This window comes from Myxococcus sp. AM009, assembly GCF_013372605.1.
Classification (GTDB): Bacteria; Myxococcota; Myxococcia; order Myxococcales; family Myxococcaceae; genus Myxococcus; species Myxococcus vastator.
Window position 1 is genome coordinate 35,333 of record NZ_JABXEP010000038.1, and the last position, 20,345, is coordinate 55,677.

16 protein-coding genes are annotated in these 20,345 nt (G+C 70.4%); 7 read left to right on the forward strand and 9 right to left on the reverse strand.

The window, feature by feature from the left end:
- Nucleotides 1–11 precede the first annotated feature (11 nt).
- Nucleotides 12–338, reverse strand: a complete 327-nt coding sequence (locus HV824_RS12325; RefSeq protein ID WP_176419406.1) for a hypothetical protein — start codon at nt 336–338, stop codon at nt 12–14.
- A gap of 277 nt (nt 339–615) precedes the next feature.
- On the opposite strand from HV824_RS12325, the gene HV824_RS12330 reads away from it, so the two are divergent.
- The 4 genes from HV824_RS12330 to HV824_RS12345 all read left to right on the forward strand — a co-directional run bounded on the left by HV824_RS12330 (nt 616) and on the right by HV824_RS12345 (nt 4,766).
- Nucleotides 616–1,968 carry an RtcB family protein gene (locus HV824_RS12330; protein ID WP_176419405.1) on the forward strand — a complete coding sequence of 451 codons (1,353 nt, stop codon included), beginning with the start codon at nt 616–618 and terminating at the stop codon, nt 1,966–1,968.
- A 142-nt stretch (nt 1,969–2,110) separates the two neighbouring features.
- Entirely contained in the window at nt 2,111–3,040 is a 930-nt protein-coding gene (locus tag HV824_RS12335) for a TIGR02266 family protein (RefSeq protein ID WP_176423344.1), read from the forward strand.
- Between the two features lie 183 nt (nt 3,041–3,223).
- The gene (locus HV824_RS12340; protein WP_217917336.1) at nt 3,224–3,727 is read left to right on the forward strand and encodes a cupin domain-containing protein; all 504 of its coding nucleotides are present in this window, start codon (nt 3,224–3,226) and stop codon (nt 3,725–3,727) included.
- A gap of 139 nt (nt 3,728–3,866) precedes the next feature.
- Nucleotides 3,867–4,766, forward strand: coding sequence for an MBL fold metallo-hydrolase (locus tag HV824_RS12345; protein ID WP_176419403.1), 900 nt, complete (start codon nt 3,867–3,869; stop codon nt 4,764–4,766).
- A gap of 9 nt (nt 4,767–4,775) precedes the next feature.
- Here HV824_RS12345 and HV824_RS12350 read toward each other — a convergent pair whose 3' ends face one another.
- Nucleotides 4,776–7,052: an ATP-binding protein gene (locus HV824_RS12350; protein WP_176423345.1), complete on the reverse strand. Its 2,277-nt coding sequence runs from the start codon at nt 7,050–7,052 to the stop codon at nt 4,776–4,778.
- A 243-nt stretch (nt 7,053–7,295) separates the two neighbouring features.
- Between HV824_RS12350 and HV824_RS12355 the strand changes: the two genes are divergently transcribed.
- Nucleotides 7,296–9,509, forward strand: a complete 2,214-nt coding sequence (locus tag HV824_RS12355) for a tryptophan synthase alpha chain (RefSeq protein ID WP_176423346.1) — start codon at nt 7,296–7,298, stop codon at nt 9,507–9,509.
- An 87-nt stretch (nt 9,510–9,596) separates the two neighbouring features.
- Here the strand turns inward: HV824_RS12355 and HV824_RS12360 are convergent, their stop codons facing one another.
- Complete coding sequence (locus HV824_RS12360; RefSeq protein WP_176419400.1) at nt 9,597–10,094, reverse strand: hypothetical protein; 498 nt, start codon at nt 10,092–10,094, stop codon at nt 9,597–9,599.
- Between the two features lie 182 nt (nt 10,095–10,276).
- On the opposite strand from HV824_RS12360, the gene ppk1 reads away from it, so the two are divergent.
- Nucleotides 10,277–12,439, forward strand: a complete 2,163-nt coding sequence (gene ppk1 / locus HV824_RS12365; protein WP_176423347.1) for a polyphosphate kinase 1 — start codon at nt 10,277–10,279, stop codon at nt 12,437–12,439.
- A gap of 19 nt (nt 12,440–12,458) precedes the next feature.
- Here the strand turns inward: ppk1 and HV824_RS12370 are convergent, their stop codons facing one another.
- The 3 genes from HV824_RS12370 to HV824_RS12380 all read right to left on the reverse strand — a co-directional run bounded on the left by HV824_RS12370 (nt 12,459) and on the right by HV824_RS12380 (nt 16,066).
- The gene (locus HV824_RS12370; protein WP_176423348.1) at nt 12,459–13,721 is read right to left on the reverse strand and encodes a hypothetical protein; all 1,263 of its coding nucleotides are present in this window, start codon (nt 13,719–13,721) and stop codon (nt 12,459–12,461) included.
- 32 nt (nt 13,722–13,753) lie between these two features.
- Nucleotides 13,754–14,848, reverse strand: coding sequence for a hypothetical protein (locus tag HV824_RS12375; RefSeq protein WP_176423349.1), 1,095 nt, complete (start codon nt 14,846–14,848; stop codon nt 13,754–13,756).
- A gap of 96 nt (nt 14,849–14,944) precedes the next feature.
- Nucleotides 14,945–16,066 (reverse strand): App1 family protein, encoded by a 1,122-nt coding sequence (locus HV824_RS12380; protein WP_176419396.1) that lies wholly within the window; start codon nt 16,064–16,066, stop codon nt 14,945–14,947.
- A 156-nt stretch (nt 16,067–16,222) separates the two neighbouring features.
- Between HV824_RS12380 and HV824_RS12385 the strand changes: the two genes are divergently transcribed.
- The gene (locus tag HV824_RS12385; RefSeq protein ID WP_176419395.1) at nt 16,223–16,663 is read left to right on the forward strand and encodes a DUF6209 family protein; all 441 of its coding nucleotides are present in this window, start codon (nt 16,223–16,225) and stop codon (nt 16,661–16,663) included.
- Between the two features lie 57 nt (nt 16,664–16,720).
- Here HV824_RS12385 and HV824_RS12390 read toward each other — a convergent pair whose 3' ends face one another.
- From HV824_RS12390 to HV824_RS12400, 3 genes are read right to left on the reverse strand one after another with little or no spacing between them, the layout of a single operon-like run.
- Complete coding sequence (locus tag HV824_RS12390; protein WP_255207983.1) at nt 16,721–17,164, reverse strand: hypothetical protein; 444 nt, start codon at nt 17,162–17,164, stop codon at nt 16,721–16,723.
- 27 nt (nt 17,165–17,191) lie between these two features.
- Nucleotides 17,192–19,057, reverse strand: a complete 1,866-nt coding sequence (locus HV824_RS12395; RefSeq protein WP_176419394.1) for a glycoside hydrolase family 15 protein — start codon at nt 19,055–19,057, stop codon at nt 17,192–17,194.
- A 22-nt stretch (nt 19,058–19,079) separates the two neighbouring features.
- On the reverse strand, nt 19,080–20,165 hold the full coding sequence (locus tag HV824_RS12400; RefSeq protein ID WP_176419393.1) for a glucose 1-dehydrogenase: 1,086 nt from the start codon (nt 20,163–20,165) through the stop codon (nt 19,080–19,082).
- Nucleotides 20,166–20,345 lie beyond the last annotated feature (180 nt).

The following is a 20,345-nucleotide window of genomic DNA, read 5'->3' on the forward strand; positions in this document are numbered from 1 at the left end:
GCGCCTGAGTCCTACATGGACACGGACTTGCTCGGGTCGAGCTGCTTCTTCTCCGGCTCGCGCGTCCGGGCCTGCGTGTCGGCCTTCTTCGAGGCGTCCTGGCGCTTGCGTGGGGCCTCGACCTCCGCCTTCACCGGCGCCTCGCAGTGGTCACCCTTCCGGTTCGGGTGGCAGTGCCGGATGCCATACACATGGTGACACCCACAAGGGTCCACCCGCTTCTTCGCGCACGCGGAGGGATTGAACACCGGGGCTGCTACCGCCACCGGCTTCTGCTCCTTCTCCACGGGTCCCGCCTGCAACGCCACCGCCAGGAAAATCCCACCAAGGAAACCCATCGCCCACCCCCTACCTGGATGCTGCGGAATGGATGGGAATGGAATCCGGACGTGACAAGTCCCAAGGCGATAGGAACCTCGCCGTCCGCTCGCGGGCTGACTTTCGCCCGGCCGGGCACGCCCCGGCCGCGGCCGCGTGCGGCTCCGAATTCGCTCGCCTTCCCGCCTGTGCCCCCAGCATCCTCTGCTCCTGTTTTCGGGTTTCGGCTCCTGGCGTCAGCTTCCCTGGACGCTCCCGTCGCTGCCGCGTGTTCATCCCAGCTGGGGGATTCGAGTCATGAGTTGGAAGCAGCGGCTGGAGAAGGTCTCAGAGGGCCATTACGTCCTGGCGAAGACCAAGAGCATGAAGGTCGATGCGGACCTGTTCCTGTCCGACAAGTTGCTGTGGGGGGAGGGCCCCGAGCAACCTGGACTGGAGGACTCCGTCTTTGACCAGGTGGTGAATGCGGCATCCTTCCCCGGGGTCACCCGCGTGGCCGTCACGCCAGACTGTCACCTGGGCTACGGCGTGCCCATTGGCACGGTGGTGGAGACGGACGGCATCCTCCTGCCCACCGCCGCCGGCTACGACATTGGCTGCGGCATGGTGCAGTTGCAGACGACGCTCACCGCCGAGGACGTCGCCGACGCCACGAAGCGCCGCCGCTGGATTGACGAGGTGACCCGGCGCATCGCCGTGGGCGTGGGCGCCAGCCGCGTGCAGAAGCAGCGCAGGGTGACGGACCGCACCTTCGCGGACGTGGTGCGCCACGGCGCCAAGGCCCTGGGCCGGGGCTCGTCCGTCACCGAGCGCGACTACATCCCCGTCGAGGACGACCGGGTGGACATCCCCGAGCGCGCCTTCGGCAAGCGTGAGCAGTTGGGCAGCCTGGGCGGCGGCAACCACTTCACCGAGATGCAGGTGGACCAGGACGGCCGCGTGTGGGTGATGCTGCACACCGGCAGCCGCGGCTTCGGGTGGAACATCGCCAAGCACTTCTTCGTGGAGGGCGCCGCGCAGTTGGGCCTCAAGCGCCGCAGCGAGGACCATGTCTGGCTGGACGCGGAGAGCCCGCTGGGCCGCGACTACTGGAACCTCCACAACATGGCGGCCAACTTCGCGGTGGCCAACCGGCTCATCATCGGTGAGGCGGTGTGCGCCGCGCTGGAGGACGTCTTCGGCGGCACGGCCAGCGTGTATTACGAAATCTCCCACAACCTCATCCAGAAGGAGGCGGGGAAGTTCGTCGCCCGAAAGGGCGCCACGCGCGCGTTCCCCGGAGGGCACCCCGCGCTGAAGGGCACCCCCTGGGAGAAGACGGGCCACCCCATCCTCATCCCGGGCTCCATGGAGACGGGCAGCGCCATCCTCTTCGCCGAGCCGGGCGCGCAGAAGTCCATCTATTCGGTGAACCACGGCTCCGGCCGCCGCCTGTCGCGCGGCGAGGCGAGGCGCGTGCTGAAGCAGGACGCCACCGACAAGCGCCTGGCCGAGGCGGGCATCCTCCTCAACACCCGCCAGACGCCGCTGGACGAGTCCGGCCCCTGCTACAAGAACCTGGACGACGTCCTGGCGACGGTGGAGATGGCGGGGCTCGCCCGGGTGGCGCACCGCCTCAAGCCGGTGGCCTGCATCAAGGGCGCGGACTGAGGCGGCCCGGGCGGGGCCTGGCCGCCTGTCTGCTGGCGGGCACCCGGGCGCGGCCAGCCCCGGGTCATTTCCGGGTCGGCGCGTAGGGCTCGTGGGGTCGTCCAGGGGACGCTACAGTGGGAGGCCCTGGAGTCTTTCGCCCATGAGCTCGCCGTCCCCTGCTGCCCGCATGCCCCCGGCTGTCTCCCGTGAAGCGGAGCTGGCTCACGCCGAGAGCGAGCTGTTGACGCTGGAGGCCCGGCTCCATGAACAAATCGCCCAGGCCACGGCGGAGGCGTCCGCGCTGGCCACCCGGCTGGAGCAGGCGCGGCAGGCGCTGACGCGAGCCCACCAGGCCCCCGGCGCCGACCCCATGCTGGGGGAGCAGTCCTCCCGGCTTCAGCTGGCCGCGGCGCCCGCGCTGGACGTGGAGGCGCCGCGCGCCCGGGCGCTGGAGGCACGGCAGGTGGCGCTCCAGGCACGGCGGCAGGCGGGTTCGGAGATGCAGTCGCTGCTGCGGGCACACCAGGAGCAGGCGGCGCAGGTAGCCCGTGCGGTGGCCGAGGCGGAAGCGGTGCTCAAGCGTCAGGCCGAGGCGGCCAAGGCCCGCCAGGAAGCCGTGTCACGGGCAGCGCACGAAGCAGCCAAGGCCCGGCAGGCCGAGCTGGCTCGGGCGGCCGCCGCGGCGAGGGCCCAGGGGCACGCGCCCCTTCCAGCAGCCGCGGCACGGCCCGCCGCGGCGCCGGAGAACGACGCGCGGCGCAACGGACGGGTGCGGATGCACACCTCCATCGACATGCGCAGCGACTCCAACTTCTTCACGGGTTTCTCACTGGACATCAGCGAGGGCGGCGTCTTCATCGCCACGGTGGACGCGGTGCCGCGCGGCACGCAGGTGGAGCTGGACTTCACGCTGCCGGGCGGACGGCCCATGAGGGTGACGGGCGTGGTGCGCTGGGTGCGCGAGGCCAATTCCCGCACGCCGGAGCTGATGCCGGGCGTGGGTGTGCAATTCACCGGGCTGCCACTGGAGGTGGCCAGCGCCATCTCCTCGTTCGTCACCACGCGCGACCCGATGTTCTTCCCGGATTGAGCCTGAGACAGATGCCTTCACGACACGCGGGCGCGATGTTTCACCCCATCCGTCGGGTAGCCGACCTCGTGGCACTCCCGCGCGCTGACAGGCGGGATTATCCTCCGCAGAAGACAGACACTCCGACGTCGAGTTCATGGCGCAAGCCAATGCAGCGGCGCCATGGAAGGAGATGACACCCGCATGAGCGCGCCTCATCGCAGCCCCACGGTCCTCGCCGGACGTCGTCCGCGCTGGGACTCCCGCCGCCGCGACGGCACTGCCCGTGCCCTGGAGGGCACTGGCACTCCGCCCGCATGTGCCGCCCTGGATGCGCCGGCGCCCGAGGTGGACAAGGTCAACCTCGCGCAGAAGCTGGCCCTCTTCTCCGAGCACTGGTCTCCGAAGGTGGTGGGCGAGCTCAACGGCCAACACGTCCGGCTGGCCCGGCTCCACGGCTCCTTCGTCTGGCACCAGCACGACGCCGAGGACGAGCTGTTCCTCGTGCTCCACGGCCAGCTGCGCATGGAGCTGCGCGAGCGCACGGTGGACGTGGGCCCAGGGGAGTTCATCATCATTCCCCGCGGCGTCGAGCACCGGCCCGTGGCGGAGGAGGAGGTCCACGTCCTGCTCTTCGAGCCCGCTACCACGCTCAACACCGGCAACGTCCGCGAGGAGCGGACAGCCGAGCACCTGCAGCAGCTCTGAGGCGGACGTCCAGGCACCCCGCCGGGCGGGCGAGCCTTCTGCCACACCGCTCCCGCGGATTCCTCCGTGGCGCCGCGCGGCGCACCTTTAGCGCTGGACCCGGGCCGCCCGAGCGGCTCCCTGCCGAGGAGCGGAAGCGATGCGCATCCACCACCTGAACTGCACCACCATGTGCCCACCGGGCGGACGGCTGGTGGACGGACGAAAGGGCTTCACGGGGCCCGCGGCGCTGACGTGTCACTGCCTCCTGGTGGAAGGCCGGCGGGGGCTCATCCTGGTGGACACCGGCTTCGGCCTGGAGGACGTGAGGCACCGGCGTCCCCGGCTGTCGCCCCTGTTCCTCGACCTGCTGACGCGACCCCAGCTCAACGAGGGCTCCACGGCCATCCGGCAGCTCGAGCGCATGGGCTTCCAGGCCAAGGACGTGCGCGACATCGTCCTCACGCACCTGGACTTCGACCATGCTGGAGGCCTGGACGACTTCCCGCACGCCCGGGTCCACCTGCTGTCGGACGAGTACCGGGGCGCCGTGGCCCAGGCGACGCCGTTGGACCGGCGCCGCTACCGGCCGTTGCAGTGGATGCACGAGACGCAGTGGGTGACGTACCCCTCCGGTGGAGACGGTGAGCGCTGGTTCGGCTTCGAGTGCGTGCGGGACTTGACGGGCCTGCCGCCGGAAATCCTGCTGGTGCCGCTGCCGGGCCACACCCTGGGCCACGCGGGCGTGGCCATCCAGAATGGCAGCGGGTGGCTGCTGCACGCCGGAGACGCGTACTTCTACCACGGGGAGATGGCCCCGGACCGGTACCGGTGCACGCCAGGGCTGCGCGCCTACCAGAAGCTGATGCAGAAGGACGGCTACCTGCGCTGGCACAACATGCGCCGGCTGCGCGAGCTGGTGCGGCGGCACGGACGGAACGTCACGGTGTTCTGCGCGCATGACTCGCTGGAGTTCGAGCTGCTGGAGGAGCAGGAGAAGGCGCCGGAGCTGTCACCCCTGCGGGCCTTCGTGGACACCCAGCCGCCGCTGCACGCGTGACGCGCGGGCTCACAAATGAAGGGGCGCATCGGGTGGCTCGCGCAGCTCCGCGCCCAGCAGCATCAGCGGCAGCTCCACGATGAAGGCGGCGCCCTCGCTGGGGGTGCTCTCCACGCGGATGGTGCCGCCGTGCGCCTCCACCAGCTGCCGGACGATGTAGAGGCCCAACCCGAAGCCCGCGTGCTGGCCACCGGAGGGCTCTCTTTCGAAGCGCTCGAAGATGCGCCGCTGCGCCTCCGGGGCAATGCCCACGCCCTGGTCCCTCACCACCAGCCGCGCCCGCGCCACGGCCGCGTGCTCCACCCGGACCTCCACCGGCCGTCCCCTGCCGAACTTCAGCGCGTTGGACAAGAGGTTCGTCACCACCCGGTCCAACCGCAGCCGGTCCCACCGACCCACCAGCCCCAGCTCCGCGTTGAACTCCAGCTTGCAGCCCGCCTCCGCCGCCTGCTCGGCGAAGCGCTCCACCACCTCATGCACCAGCTCCGACAGGTCCACCGGCGCCACGTCCAGCATCAGCTTCCCCGACGACAGCCGCGACAAGTCCAGCAGGTTGTGCAGCAGCTGCCCCAGCCGCTGCGTCTGCTTCAGCGCCGCCGCCAGCCCGCCGCGCGCCTTCTGCTCCCCCGCGAGCTCCGTCCGCTGAAGCTTCCGCAGCAGCAACTGCAGCGTGTTCAACGGATTGCCCAGGTCGTGCGCCGCCACGCCGATGAGCTCCACCGCGTCCTGCGCCTCGCTCCAGAGCCGGGCGTTGTCCAGCGCGAGCGCGGCGCGGCCCACCACCTCCTCCACCAGGACCTGGTCCGTCATCGTCAGCCTGCGCTCCGGCGCGGACGTCAGCAGCACGAACACCCCGCGCGTCTGCTGCCCTACCCGCAGCGGCACGCCGAGGTAGGAGCGCACGCCCACCTTCTCCATCAGAGACACGTGCTCGGGGCCCTCCAGCCCCTCTGACAGCGCCTCCGGGGACACGTCGCTCGTGAGCTCGGAGCGCCCCGTGCGCAGCACCTGCCAGATGCCCCCCTGTGACTCGCGCGACGGGAGAAAGCGCCGCGCCGCGTCCCACAGCCAGGCCTCCTTCTCCGGCACCGCGTGCGCCACCGCGCGAGGCCAGAGGTCACCACCGGCCGTCATCAGGTAGAGCACACAGGCATCCGCCACCTCCGGCACCATGATGCGCGTCAGCTCGGCCACCGTCTGGTTGGGGTCCTGGAACTGGTGGAAGAGGCCCCCTGCCTCCGCCAGCAGTTGCTGCGTGCGCTCGGCCTGGCGCCGCTCGGTGATGTCGCGCGTCACCTTGGCGAAGCCGCGCGGCTGCCCGCGCGCGTCCTGGAGCACGGTGATGTTGGTGTCCGCCAGGTAGCGCGAGCCGTCCTTGCGCACCCTCCAGCCCTCCGTGTGCAGCCGCCCGTCCCTCCGGGCCCGCGCCAGGTCCTTCTCCGGAATCCCCGCCGCCACCGCCTCTGGCGGGTAGAAGACGCTGGAGGGCTGGCCCAGGATTTCCGCCTCGCGGTAGCCCATGATGCGCTCCGCGCCCGGGTTCCAGCTCTCCACCTGGCCCCGCGCGTCCAACAGGAACAAGGCGTAGTCGCGCACCCCCTCCACGAGGAGCTGGAAGCGCTCGGCGCTGGCCTCGGCCTCCTGTTGGATGGGCCGCAGCTTGCGCGTCAGCGTCCACGCCAGCATCGTCGCGCCCGCCAGTCCCAGGCTCCCCGCGAGCAGGGACAGCCCGAGCGCGCTGCGGTCCGTGGCCAGGCTCTCATGGATGCCCTGGGACAGCCGGGCCTCCGTCTGCTGATGGAGCACCCGGAGGCTGTCCATGGCGCGGCGGCGCGTGTCCGCCACGTGGCCGTCGAACATCTGCTCCAGTCGCTTGCGGGGCACGCCGTCCTCGCGCTCCAGGATGAGCGCCTGCATGGCCTCCTCGTGCTCCAGCTCCGCGTGGGAGACGGCCTCCAGCTGCGTGGCCAGGGGCTCCTGGGTGAGCCGGCGCTTCAGGGCTTCGTAGGTGGCGAGGAAGCGCTCGCGCGCGACGGACATGTCCTGGGCGAAGAAGACGTCTCCCGTCAAGGCGAAGCCCCGGCCGCTGACGACCTTGTCGTTGAAGGTCCGCTCCAGTTGCTTGATGTCCAGCACGTCTCGGGACAGTTCCAGGATGCGCGCCTTGTGGTTGGCCCGCACGGAGAGCAGCGCCACCACGGACGTTCCCGCCAGCACGAGCGCCACCACCAACGAGATGATGAAGCCGGCGCCCGCGCGCTGCGCGAACGTCCACGGACGTGCCACCTCCCCTCCTCCTCGGACGGTCCACCGCCCTTGCCCTCGGGCAGGGTGAGCCGCTCCGCACCCTGAATCCAGGGGCTCGCCGGGTGACGGGAACGTCGGAAACCGGGCGCTCGGGGGGACGGCGCCCGCGCCCGCGCGCCGCGGTGTGTGCACCGTCCAACCCCGCCTCACACCCTGGCTGGGCATGCGCGAAGCCCGGCCCCACGTTGGGCGCGGGTGGTGGCCAGGGCGGGACGGGAGCGCATGCGCGGAGCGGGGCGACGGGGAGCGTGGTTCTGGGCGTGTGGACTGGTTTTGTGGGTGGCGTGCAGCCAGACGCAGCCGTACGAGGACGCGGACAGCCGCCGGGGGGTGTCCGCCTGCGAGCCCATGACGTGCGCCTCCCAGGGCATGGACTGCGGCATCGCCATTGACGGCTGTGGCGGCACGCTCGACTGCGGCGCCTGTGGCCCCGGTGAGGTGTGCGGAGGCGGTGGCCGGCACAACGTGTGCGGCCCGGCGCCCTGCGAGCCCACCCCCTGTGAGGCCCTGGGGCTCAACTGCGGGCCGGTGTCGGATGGCTGTGAAGGCGTGCTCGACTGCGGCACCTGCGAGGCCCCCGAGTCCTGCGGCGGCGGGGGCACACCCAACGTGTGCGGCGAGCCCACCTGCACGCCGGACACCTGCGAGTCGCTGGCACGCGACTGCGGCGCCGTGCCGGACGGCTGTGGCGGCATCCTGGACTGTGGCGGCTGCGCGGACGGCCTGACCTGCGGCGGCGGCGGCGCGCCCAACGTGTGTGGCCGCGGCCTCTGCAAGCGGGCCACCTGCGACGCGCTGGGGAAGGACTGCGGGCAGGTGTCCGACGGCTGCGGCGGCATGCTCGACTGCGGCGGCTGCGCGGACGGCCTGACGTGTGGGGGCGGCGGCGTGCCCCATGTCTGTGGCCACCCACCGTGCACCCCGGGGACGTGTGAGACGCTGGGGAAGAACTGCGGGCCGGTGGCGGACGGGTGCGGCGGCATGCTCGACTGCGGCGGCTGCGCGGACGGCCTGACCTGCGGGGGCGGCGGCGAGCCCAACGTGTGCGGCGGCGGCGTGTGCACCCCGCTCACCTGCGAATCCCAGGGAAGGAATTGCGGCGCCGTGCCGGATGGCTGCGGCGGGCTGCTGGACTGCGGCGTCTGCCCGGCGGGTGAGACGTGCGGCGGGGGCGGCGTGGACCACGTCTGTGGCCGTCCCCTCTGCACACCGGCCACCTGCGAAGCGCTGGGCAAGGACTGTGGCACCGTGCCGGATGGGTGCGGCGGCGCGCTCCAGTGTGGGACGTGCGCGAATGGCGAGACATGCGGGGGCGGAGGCACGCCCAACGTGTGCGCGGCGCCTTCCTGCCGCCCATACACCTGCGGCCTGCTGGGCAAGGACTGCGGCGCCGTGCCGGATGGGTGCGGCGGCGTGCTGGAGTGCGGCACCTGCACGGCGCCGGAGTCCTGCGGCGCAACGGGGGTCCCCAACGTCTGCGCGGCGAGCGCGTCCGTGTGCGTGGACCGGAACCTGGGCAGCGAGTTGCCGGTGATGGTGAAGGGCTCCACCGCGCACGCGGGGGATGACCACCTGTCCTCCTGCGGCGGGAGCGGCGCGCCGGACCGGGGCTTCCTGTGGACGGCGCCCAGGAGCGCGCTCTTCACCTTCGACACGGCGAGGTCGGCCATCCGCTCGCTCATCTCCGTGCGCAGCGGCGGCTGCGGGGGCGCGGAGCTGGCGTGCGCGAAGGACGGCATCAGCTACGGCGGCGGCGCGCGTGTCTCCGTGCCACTGGTGCAGGGACAGACGGTGCTGGTGGTGGTGGACGCGGCGAGCCCGGACCGCTTCAGCGCGGGGTCCTTCGAGCTGCACATCGACGAGCTGCGGGCCAGCGAGGCGGGCGCCTGCTTCGACGGCATGGACAATGATGGGGACCGCTGGGTGGACTGCGCGGACACGGACTGTCATGACGCGCCGGGCTGCGGCGGCCGTGGCTGCGCGCATCATGATTTGGGCAGCGCGCTGCCGGTGACGTTCCACGGCGAGACGGCGGGCTCCGGTGATGGCTTCCAGGGCACGTGCGGCGCGCTGCTCCAACAGGACCGCGCGCACCTGTGGACGGCGCCCAAGGCGGGCACCTACGTCTTCGACACGGCCCCGAGCGAGTGGGGCAACGCGCTCTACGTGCTCACCGGTTGCCGGGGCACGGAGCTGGGCTGCGCCTCCAACCCGGACGGGGGCCCCCCAGGCTCGCCCGCCGTGAAGGTGACGCTGGAACAGGGCCAGGCAGTGCTGGTGGTGGTGGACGGCATGGCGAACCCCGACCAGGACACGCCCATCCGCTACACGCTGCACATCAGCGAGCACGCCGAGACAGAGACGGGCCGGTGCGCGGACGGCGCGGACAACGACGCCGATGGTGCCGCGGACTCGGCGGACTCCGACTGCTGGTAGCGGGGAGACGGCCCGGACGCCGTGGGGCTCACGTTAGCGGTGCGGCGCCTGCCGGTTCGCCTTCACGCCCCAGCACGAACGGCCGCCTCAGCCGCCCTGAGCAGGCACGGGCGCCGAGGCTGCGGGCTCCTCGCCCGGCGCAGCGAACGTCCCCGAGACGGGGTCCACGTTCCAGGCGGAGTACTGGTGCGTCTTCACGTCCCGCAGCTTCCCGTCCTCGTAGCAGACGGAATAGATGAGGAACTGCGGATTGACGAAGTTGGGCTGCCCGTAGCGGTAACACTCCGCCCCATTGGCCTCCCGCTCCAGGGTGATGGGCCGCCCGAGCACGGCGCGCACCTGCTCCGTGGTCATCCCACCCCGCATGGACTTGAAGCCACTGGGCGTGACGATGCGGAACGTCCGCTCCTCGCCCTTGGCGATGGCCCAGAGGCCCACGACCAGCACCACCGGCACCAGGGCCGCCAGCAGGGCGCTCGCCCACCGCCCCCGGGGGACCTTGCCTTCCTTCTGGAAGGCCGTGAAGAGGCCGCTGGCCGTGTCCACCTGGGGGTTCGTCTCCGTCGCGCTCACGTCGCCTGACATGCAGTCCTCATATCGCGGATGCAACAAAGTCCACGCTACTCGCCCTTTCCCCCTGCCCGCCCACCTGGGAGGGCCTACATCGCCTGACGGCTCCCCTTCCCAGGTAACACGCGAGTTTACAATGAGCAGGGGGTCGGCCTGCTACATCCCGTCCAAGGGAGTCAACGAGGAGTCAAGTCACCATGCCGAAACGCGGCGGCGGCGGTCGCAGCGCCCCCCAGAAGCCCGCCAACCGGGACGTGCTCCCGGCCGGCGCGGAGTCGAAGGACACCGAGCTCTTCTTCAACCGGGAGCTGTCCTGGATGGCCTTCAATGACCGCGTCCTCCAACTGGCCGAGTCCGCGGAGGTTCCGCTGCTGGAGCGGCTGAAGTTCATCTCCATCTACGCGCGCAACCTGGACGAGTTCTTCATGATTCGCGTCGCCCGTCTGCACGAGCAGATTCGCGACGGCGTGGCGCGCCTGGTTCCCGACGGAGCCTCCCCCAGCGACACCCTGGACAAGCTGCACGACGGCATCCTCAGGCAGACGCGGCGCCACGGCGACGCCTTCGAGAAGGTGCTCCGCCCCGCCCTGGCCGAGAAGGGCCTGCGCATCCTCTCCGCCAGGGAGTTGAACGCCGAGCAGCGCGCCCAGGTGGACCAGCGCTTCAAGGAGCAGATTTTCCCCGTCCTCACCCCGCTGGCCATCGGCCTGGGGCGGCACTTCCCCTACATCTCCAACCTGTCGCTCAGCCTGGCGGTGCTGCTGAGGGACCCGGACGCGGACGAGGAGAGCGTGGCCCGGGTGAAGGTGCCCAAGGAGCTGCTGCCGCGCTTTTTGCCCCTCAAGGGCAACGTCTTCGTGCCGTTGGAGGAAGTCATCGCCCAGCACCTGGGGGACTTGTTCCCCGGCATGGAGGTGCTGAGCTGGAGCACCTTCCGCGTCACCCGCGACGCGGACTTCACCGTGTCCGAGGACGCGGAGGACTTGCTCAAGGCCGTGGAGACGGAGCTGCGCGAGCGCCGCTTCGGCGACGTCGTCCGCATGGAAGTCCAGGCCGGCATGAGCCCCAAGCTGCTCGAGCCGCTGGTGGAGGCCCTGGGCCTGGAGACACGGCAAATCTACGAGGAGCACGGCCTGGTGGGCCTCAACGACTTGCAGTCCATCGCCTTCGCCCCGGGCTTCCCGGAGCTGAAGGACCCACCGTGGGTCCCCGTCACCCAGGCCCGCCTGCGCACGGACGCGGACGCGCCGGACGGCGGCACGGTGATGGCGTCCATGCGCCGGGGGGACCTGCTGGTCCACCACCCCTACGAGTCCTTCGCCACCTCCGTGGAGCGCTTCGTCACCGAGGCCGTGGCCGACCCGGACGTGCTGGCCATCAAGCAGACGGTGTACCGCACGTCGGACAGCTCGCCGCTGGTGCCGGCGCTGATTACCGCCACCGAGCGCGGCAAGCAGGCGGTGTGCATGGTGGAGCTGAAGGCCCGCTTCGACGAGCGCACCAACATCCGCTGGGCCAACGCGCTGGAAGAGGCGGGCGTGCACGTCGTCTACGGGATTCCATCCCTGAAGACGCACGCAAAGGCCATCCTCATCGTCCGGCGCGAGGGCGACAAGGTGCGGCACTACGTCCACATCGGCACGGGCAACTACAACCCGAAGACGGCGCGCCTCTACACGGACATGGGCCTGTTCACCACGGACCCGGACATTGGCGCGGACGTGGCGGACGTCTTCAACTACCTCACCGGCTTCGGCCGGCCGAAGAGCTTCCGCAAGCTGCTGGTGGCCCCGCTCACCATGCGGCAGGGGCTGCTGGAGCAAATCAAGCGCACCGTCGCCGCGCACACGGCCGAGCGCCCCGCGCGCATCCAGATGAAGATGAACGCGCTGGTGGACCCCGGCATCATCCACGCCCTCTACGAGGCGTCCCGCGCGGGCGTGAGGGTGGAGCTGAACGTGCGCGGCATCTGCTGCCTGCGCCCGGGCGTCCCCGGCGTGTCGGAGAACATCCGCGTGGTGTCCGTGCTGGGCCGCTTCCTGGAGCACTCGCGCATCTACATCTTCGAGCGCGGCCCGGAGCTGCGGTGCTTCATCGGCTCGGCGGACCTGATGCCGCGCAACCTGGACCACCGCGTGGAAATCCTCGCGCCGGTGGAGGACGCCGCCCTGGCCGCCCAGGTGAAGGACTCGCTGGAGCGCTGCATGGCCGACACCACGTCCGCCTGGGAGCTGACGGCGGACGGGAGCTGGCGCCGCCGGCAGCCACGCGCCGGAGAGGAGAAGCGCTGGGCCCAGGGCGAGATGATGGAGCGCGCCCAGCGCATCGCCCAGGTCCAGGGCGGCCGTCCGCTGTCCTGAACAGCGGCGGCGCTCGCGCTCAGATTTCGTGCTGGACGAAGTGGAACGCCGCCACGCGGTACGACTGCGGGAAGAGCACCACGTAGACGTGGTGGTAGTCATTGGCACCCGGGGCCATCGGGATGCGGGTGTAGTAGTGGGCCACCCGCGGCGTCTCCGTGCCGTTGCCCAACGCGGCGGGCAGCGCCGACACCAGCTCGGGGAACCAGTAGTCGTTGCTCGCGACGAGCTCCGCGTAGGTCAGGTCCGGCAACCGCTCGAACTGGTAGTACTGCACGTCCTGGCCCAGCAGGGTGTACAGCGCCAGGTCCGCCACCGGGTCCAGGCTCCACGGCACGCTCGCCACGCCTGGCACGGAGTACGTCTCGAGGACGCCGTCGCACCAGCGCTCCCCGGTGTTGCACCGCGTGTTGCCCGCCGTCAGCGCCGCCTGCAAGCCGCTGCTCAGCGGCAGCTCGCCCAGCTCCAGCGGGCCCACGCCGTAGTAGGCCCGGTAGAAGGCCTGGCACACCGGCCACATCCGCTCCATGAAGGTCGACAGGCCGTCCGCGCACCAGGGCTTCGGGGCGGACGGCGCACAGCCTTCCACGTAGGCGTGGTAGGCGTCCGTCGCGTCGGTGCAGGCCGCGAAGGCCTCCGCCGCCGTGTGGGGCCGGCCCAGCACCGGGTCCACCTCCTCCACCAGCGCCTGCACGCAGACCTCGATGCGCGTGGCCACGTCCAAATCACACGCGGCGTACACCGCCGGGTCCACGCACTGGCCGTTGAGGCAGTTCAGTTGGAGCCGGAAGCGCTTGCCCACGCCCGTCCCCGTGGACACCACGGCCAGGTACTCACCACCCTGGGGCAAGGACAGCGACGCAATCTTGCTCAGCTGCCCGTAGCCCGCGTCGTCGTCCTGGGCCACCACCGTGGTGCCGTAGCTGCCGCTGGCATCCTTCGGGCCGTACACGAACAGGCCCGTGTCCAGGTACATGCTGCTGCCCAGGTGCGTCACCTCGAGCTTCACCTGCGCGCCGGCGGCCGCCGAGAAGGCGAAGGAGAGGTACTGCGGCTGCGTGGTGAACTGCGTCTGCACCGAGCCGCCCAGGCTCAGCGGCCCCATGAAGGCCGTGGCGTCCAGGATGTTGCCGCTCGGCGGCGCCGGAGGGGGATACAGCACCCCCTGCTCGCGCGCCCCCAGCTCCGCGTCACCCTCGTCCGTCAGCTCCGTGGGACTGCACGCGCCCAGCAGCAGCGCGGAGAGCACCCAGCCCATCGACTTCGTCAGCGTTCCACGCATGAGTCACTTCCTTCCAAGGAAAGTCACAGCTCCTACTCTTCGATGGGCGCCTCGTGCCATTGCTGGTGGTTGAGCGAGGGGTCCCGGTTCGGGTCGTAGTTGGGGTTGTTCGACGGGACGTATTGCCCGTTGCCGTTCATCCAGTACTGGTTGGCGCCCGAGCGCACCTGGTGGCGCTGACCGTCGGCGGCGTCGCGGACCGTCTCCTCGTCCTTGATGTAGTTGAGGAAGCGGTGGTGGTTGCGGTCCGACGCGGCGTTGCCCTGCGCGTAATTGGAGGCGATGGCCTGGTTGATGGCGTCGTTCTTCTCGTGGAAGGCCCTCTGCTGGGCCTCGAAGGCGGCCTTGTTCGCCTGCATGCGCTGGTTGTGGGCCGCCCAGCTGCCGCGCTCCCGGGCCATCTCCGCCTGATTGTAGGCCCGGACGTATTCGGGGTTGTAGCGGGTGTTCGCCAGGGCGTTGAGGAGGATGTCCTTGCTCTCCTCGTACCGCTCCTTCGGCGCCTCGAGCGCATGGCAGTAGTAGTTCCACGTCACCATGTTCCCGAGGTTCGTCGCGCTCAGGTGGACGACAATCAGGTAGGGGGCGCCGTGTTTGTCCTCCCACTCCGTCACCCGCGCGAGGAAGCGCTGCTGCATGGGCCCGACCTTGTAGAGCAGGTCCGAGAAGCCCTTGTTGGACGCCGCGATTTTCGGCGCGTCGTATTGCTTCACCAGCTTGCTGCCGTCCTTCTTCGCGGTCGGGACCAGGTCCTGCTGGATGACGTCCTGGATGGAGGTGAAGGCCCGCATCTTCCCGCCCGAGCGGCGGACCGCCGCCTGCATCATCGCGTCGTTGGAGGACATGAACGTCCGCATGGGGAACATGTAGACATTCACGTTGCCCGGCCCGCTCATGGCGGCCTTGCCGTTGTTGAGAATCCAGTTGTCCGGCAGCGGCAGCGTCGCCATCTCCAGGAACTTGTCGTCCAGCAGCTTGTGCTGGACGAGCTTCCCATTGGGCTCGGCGCGCGCCAGGGCCTTGGCCGGCGCCTGCGCCGGACTGTTCCCCTGGAGCTTCTCCCGGTTCTCGCTACAGGCCAGGAGCGTCAGGAAAAACACCGTGGGAACAATCGCGTTCTGTCGCATGGGCGGGGTGGTCTCTTCTGGGAGCCAGACACCTGGAGTGTGTCTGTTTTCTCCCAGCGTATCATGCCCTCCGGCTCCGCCCGGAGCCCTGGGGCCTCAGCGCTCGGCGTCCTCGCGGCGGTGGGCTTCCACCTCGCGGACCTCGCGCCACTGAATCCACCCCTCGCGCGCGGCGTGACGGGCGGCCTCGGTGGTGTCATCCACCACGAGCATCTGGCTGCCCGCGGCGCGGATGTCCGCGGCGATGAGCGCCAGCTCCTCGGCCCGGCGCTGATGCCCGGGCACGTTGCGGATGTAGACGCAGTGGATGCGCCCGGGGAACTCGCGGACGATGGTGCGGTAGTGCTCCGCGTCCTCCTGTCCGCTGTCGCCAATGAGGATGAAGGGCAGGTGCGACAGCGTGCCCAGCACCGCGCGAATCTTCTCCAGCTTGTGCCCATGGCCCCCGCCCGGCGCGAAGCCCTGGCTGGACAGGCCCCAGTCGCGCAGCAGCAGCGGACCGGTGGGGATTTTGTGCAGGGAGAGGAACTCGTCCAGGTGCTCGTAGAGGTTCCACGGGCTGCTGGACACGTAGAAGATGGGGTTGTCCGCGCTCGTGCCCCGGCCGTGCTGGAGCGCGGCGTAGAAGGCGTCCACGCCCGGGAAGGGCAGCCGCACGCGGTGCTCGGTGAGGAAGAGCGCCCAGGCCCGCTTCAGCACGTCGGTGACGCCGGTGACGATGACGGTGTCGTCAATGTCGCTGATGACGCCGAACTCCGCGCCGGGCCCGGCCATCCGCACCGGCGCGGCCACGCGGGGCACGCCCTCCGCGTCCGGCGACAGCAGCTCCAGCTCCACCATGTGCCAGCCCGAGCGCACCCCGTCCGGCGGAGGCACCCACAGCTCCAGGAAGCCCTCCTCGTCGGTGGTGCCCTCCCAGCGCTTGTCGCCCCACCGCACCGCGACGTGCGCGCCCGGGACTTCGCGCGTCATGTAGCGCTTGTAGGAGGCCACCGCGCTGCCCACCAGCGTGTAGCGCTCCTGCGGCGGGCGCACGTTGCGGTCCTCCAGCACGCGGGCCTTGATGACGGCGCGCTCGGGCGTGCCGTAGCCCCGGTAGGGGAGGATGCGCAGCGGCGGCGCGACTCCCAGCTTCTGGCGAAGCTTGCGGCTCAGCGCGTCATAGTGGGCGTCCACGCGGACGGCGAGTCGGTAGAAGCGAGGAAGAAAGTCGGCCATGGCGCGGGGCGTAACGGTGTGTGGAGCCTGACTCTAGAGGAGTCCAGCGATTGAGCGGCACAAACCGGTGAGGGTCCACTGGCGGACCGTCGCAGCCCATGCCTGCCGCGGTGTGCGTATCCGCCATGCAGTCCCCACTCGACCTGGAGCCTCGCCTTGCCGCGTCAATCCCCCCGCTGGTGCCTCGCCGCCGCCGTCGCCGTGCTGCTCGCCGGGACGGCCGCTTCCTCGCAGTCCTCCTCCAGCATCACCTTCCAGTCGCCCGCCCAGGGCTGGAACGTGCTCGCCTCCTCCAACCCGCTGCCCTTCGGCTCCACCGCGGCCATCCACTACAGCGCGGACCGGCTGCCGCAGTGCCGCGGCGACATCAACGGCACCACGCCCGGGTGGACGATTACGGGCTACTACCAGTTCAACAACGGCCCGGTGCAGCGCTTCTGGGTGGCGGGCTTCTCGTCCACGCCCAACCCGCCCGCGCCGTCCATTCCGCTCCACACGCTGGGCACGCTGGCCGTCTGGTTCGAGAACACCAGCCGCTGGGGCTGCCAGGCCTGGGATTCGAACTTCGGCAACAACCACCTCTTCACCGTGCAGTGACGGCGAGCCCGTGGGCGCGGGTTGCGTCGCCGCGCCCACGGGGCTTGCTTGTCGCGCTCAGCGGGGCCCGGTGACGAGCTCCGCGCGGCCCAGGGGGCTGTGGCCCTTGTTCAGCAGCCGCCGCGCGGCCAGCACCGACACGCAGTCATCCGTGCTGTGGATGTCACCGTAGAAGGTGAGCAGCGTGGCCGGGTCCACCACGCGAATCCCGCCGGCGTCCACGGACGGCACGCGCCGGACGAAGACGTCGAGGAGGATTTTGCCGCCCGCATCGTGCCGGGCGTAGCGGTAGAAGTGCGTGGAGGTGGCGTCGAAGCGCGTCCAGATGCGGTGGTAGCCGCGCGCGGTGAGCACGGCAATCAGCTCCGGAAAGCGCGCGGGCTCGACGAAGAGGTCCACGTCCTTGTGGTCGTGGAAGCGCTTGAGCTCCTCGTGCGGCGGGGCCATGAAGTGCCAGGCCCAGCCGCCCGACACCGTCACCCAGGGCGCCAGGGCGCGCACCTCCGCCTCGCAGGCGCGCGGCGGGCCTCAGTCCCGCCGGCCCAGCGTGCGGTCCAGGTTGTACGCGGAGCTGATGAGCGCCAGGTGCGTCAGCGCCTGCGGGAAGTTGCCCAGGGCCTCGCCGGACATGCCCGTCTGCTCCGCGTACAGGCCCACGTGGTTGGCGTAGCCCAGCATCCGCTCGAAGATGAGCCGCGCCTCCTCCAGCAGGTCCGGCCGGGCCACGCTCGCGCGCGTCATCGCCTCCACCAGCCAGAAGCTGCAGAGGTTGAAGGTGCCCTCGCTGCCGGCAATCCCATCCAACGTGGCCTCCACGTCGTAGCGGAACACCAGCCCGTCCGACGCCAGGCCGCCCTGGGACGGCGGCTTGCGCATGACATCCAGCGTCTGGAGCATGCGTGGGTCCACCGGGGACAGGAAGAACACCAGCGGCATCAGCAGGTTCGCCGCGTCCAACGCATGACCGCCATAGTGCTGCACGAAGGCGCCACGCTCGGGGTTCCACCCCTTCTCCATGATGTCCTCGAAGATGGTGTCCCGCACCTTGTGCCAGCGGGCCCGGTCCGCCGGGAAGCTGCGCTTGTCCGCCAGCCGGATGGCCCGGTCCACCGCCACCCAGCACATCAGCTTCGAATAGACGAACTGCCGCTGCCCGCCGCGCACCTCCCAGATGCCCTCGTCCGGCAGCTCCCAGTTGTCACACACCCAGTCCACCAGCCGGCGCAGGTGCCGCCAGAAGTCATACGAGATGGGCGCGGCGTACTTGTTGGACAGGTACACGGAGTCCATCAGCTCGCCGTAGATGTCGAGCTGCAACTGGTCCGCCGCCCCGTTGCCGATGCGCACCGGACGCGCCCCGCCATATCCCGCCAGGTGCAGCAGCTCCTGCTCCTCCGGAACGCGCTTGCCGTCGATGCCGAACATCAAGGGCAGCGGCCCGGTGTCATACTCCGCGCAGCGCGCCTCCACCCAGCGCATGAAGGCGGCGGCCTCCTCCTTGAAGCCGATGCGGAGGAACGCGTACACGGTGAAGGCCGCGTCGCGCAGCCAGCAGAAGCGGTAGTCCCAGTTGCGCGTGCCACCCGGTGACTCGGGCAGGCTGCACGTAGGCGCCGCGACGATGGCCCCCGTGGGCGCGAAGGTCATCAACTTGAGCGCCAGCGCCGAGCGCTGCACCGTCTCCCGCCACCGGCCCCTGTACTGACAGCCCGACAGCCAGTGGCGCCAGTACTCCACCGTCTCCCGGAAGAGGTCCTCGGAGGACTGGTGGTCATGCACCACCGCCTCGCAGGACGTGCGCGCACCCGGGTGCAGGGAGAAGACGGCGGACTGGTTCTCACGCAAGGTGAAGGACGCGGTGACGCCCCGCTCCGCCTGCTGCAGCGGCACCGACGAGGACACCGTGAGCTGGAGCGTCTGGGAGGAGAAGGTCGCCCCGCTGCGGATGAGCTTCGTCTCGTGCGGGTCCCTGGCGTAGTTGAAGGCCGGGAAGCACTCCATGCGGAAGGTCATCTCCCCGCGCACCACGCGCACGCGCCGGAGGAGTTCCCGCTCCTCCTTCACGCCCTTCTTGCCCGCCATGGGCATGAAGTCCACCAGCTCGCCCACGCCGTCCGGCGTGTAGAAGCGCGTCACCAGCACGTTGGTGTCCGGCCAGTAGAACTGCCGCTTCATCACCCCGTCGGGCTCCGGCGCGACGCTCCAGTGGCCTCCCTTCTCAGGGTCCAACAGCGCGGCGAAGACACTGGGACTGTCGAAGTGCGGAAAACAGAACCAGTCGATGGTGCCCTCGTTGGCCACCAGCGCCACCGTCCGCAGGTCACCGATGACGCCGTGGTCCTCGATGGCCACCGGCTGTCCCGTCACCGAAGCGCCGCCGCTTCCCGTTGCCATGAGTCGCTCCTTGTCGAAGGGGTCAGATGAAGCGGATGACGTCCTTGATGCCGCCAGCCTTCTTGCCAGTGACGACGTCATGGTAGTCCTCGGGCGAGTGCCGGGCACAGATGAGCCGCTCCAGCCCCCCGGGCCAGCGGGCCTGGAAGTGCCGCAGGTCCTCCAGCGCCATGTCGAAGTCGACATCCGCCGCGTTCACCGTACCTACCAGCACCTGGTTGCCCAGCACCATGTCCTTGAGCACCGGGGACACGTCGAAGGGCTCCTCCTTCGACGGCACGCCGGTGAGGATGCAGACGCCGTTGGGTCCCAGCGCCTTCAGCGTCTCCAGCGCCGCCTTCGCCACGCCCGCGGCCTCGTAGATGACGTCCGCGGCGCCGACCCTGCGGACCAGCTCCTCCGGCCGCACCTCCTTCGAGGAGAGGTAGGGCACACCCAGCGCCTCCGACGCCTCGGCCTTCGCGTTGGGCTTGGGGCTGCGCGAATACACCGTGGTGGCATGACCCCGGCGCACCAGCGCCATGGCGCCCAGCAGCCCCACCGGCCCCGCGCCCAGCACCACCGCGCGGCCCGGGCCCGCCTTCCACGGCAGCCGGTCCTGGAGGCGCTCCAACTGACGGAGGGACTTCTCCGCGATGGTGAGCGGCTCGGTGAGCACCGCCACCTCGCGCAGCTCCGTGGGCACCCGGTGCAGGTAGGCCGCGTCCTCCACGAAGTACTCGGCGCCGAAGCCGTGGGCGCCCTTGATTCCCCGCTCGGTGTAGTCGCCGGTGATGCAGAAGTCCGGGTGGCCCCCGCGGCACGGCGGGCAGGTGGCATGCGGGCACGGCCGGCGCACGCGCGGCACCACCCAGTCGCCGCGGCTGAGACCCCGGACGGCCTCGCCTACCTCCACCACCTCGCCCAGGCACTCGTGGCCCAGGATGAGGTGGTCCGAGCCCGGCGGTGGGGAGCCGTAGACGAACTCGATGATTTCCTTGTCCGTGCCACACACCCCGATTTCCCGCGTCCGCACCTTCACCTGCGTGGGTGACTGGATGCGGGGCTCGGGGGCGTCGGTGATGACGCGCACCTCGCGCTGCTGGGGGAAGACGGCCACGGCCTTCATACGGCCTCCTTGCGCTGCACGTCCCGGCACGTTGCCAGGCGCGGACGGGACACGGTGCTGCCTGCCAGGTACGGCTGCTCGCTCAGACACGGACGTGTGGCGCCGCGGGCCCGCTGGTGAACAGCGCCCGCGCCCGCGTTGCCCAGGGGTCAACGCTGTGCATGCACGAAACCGCTGCCC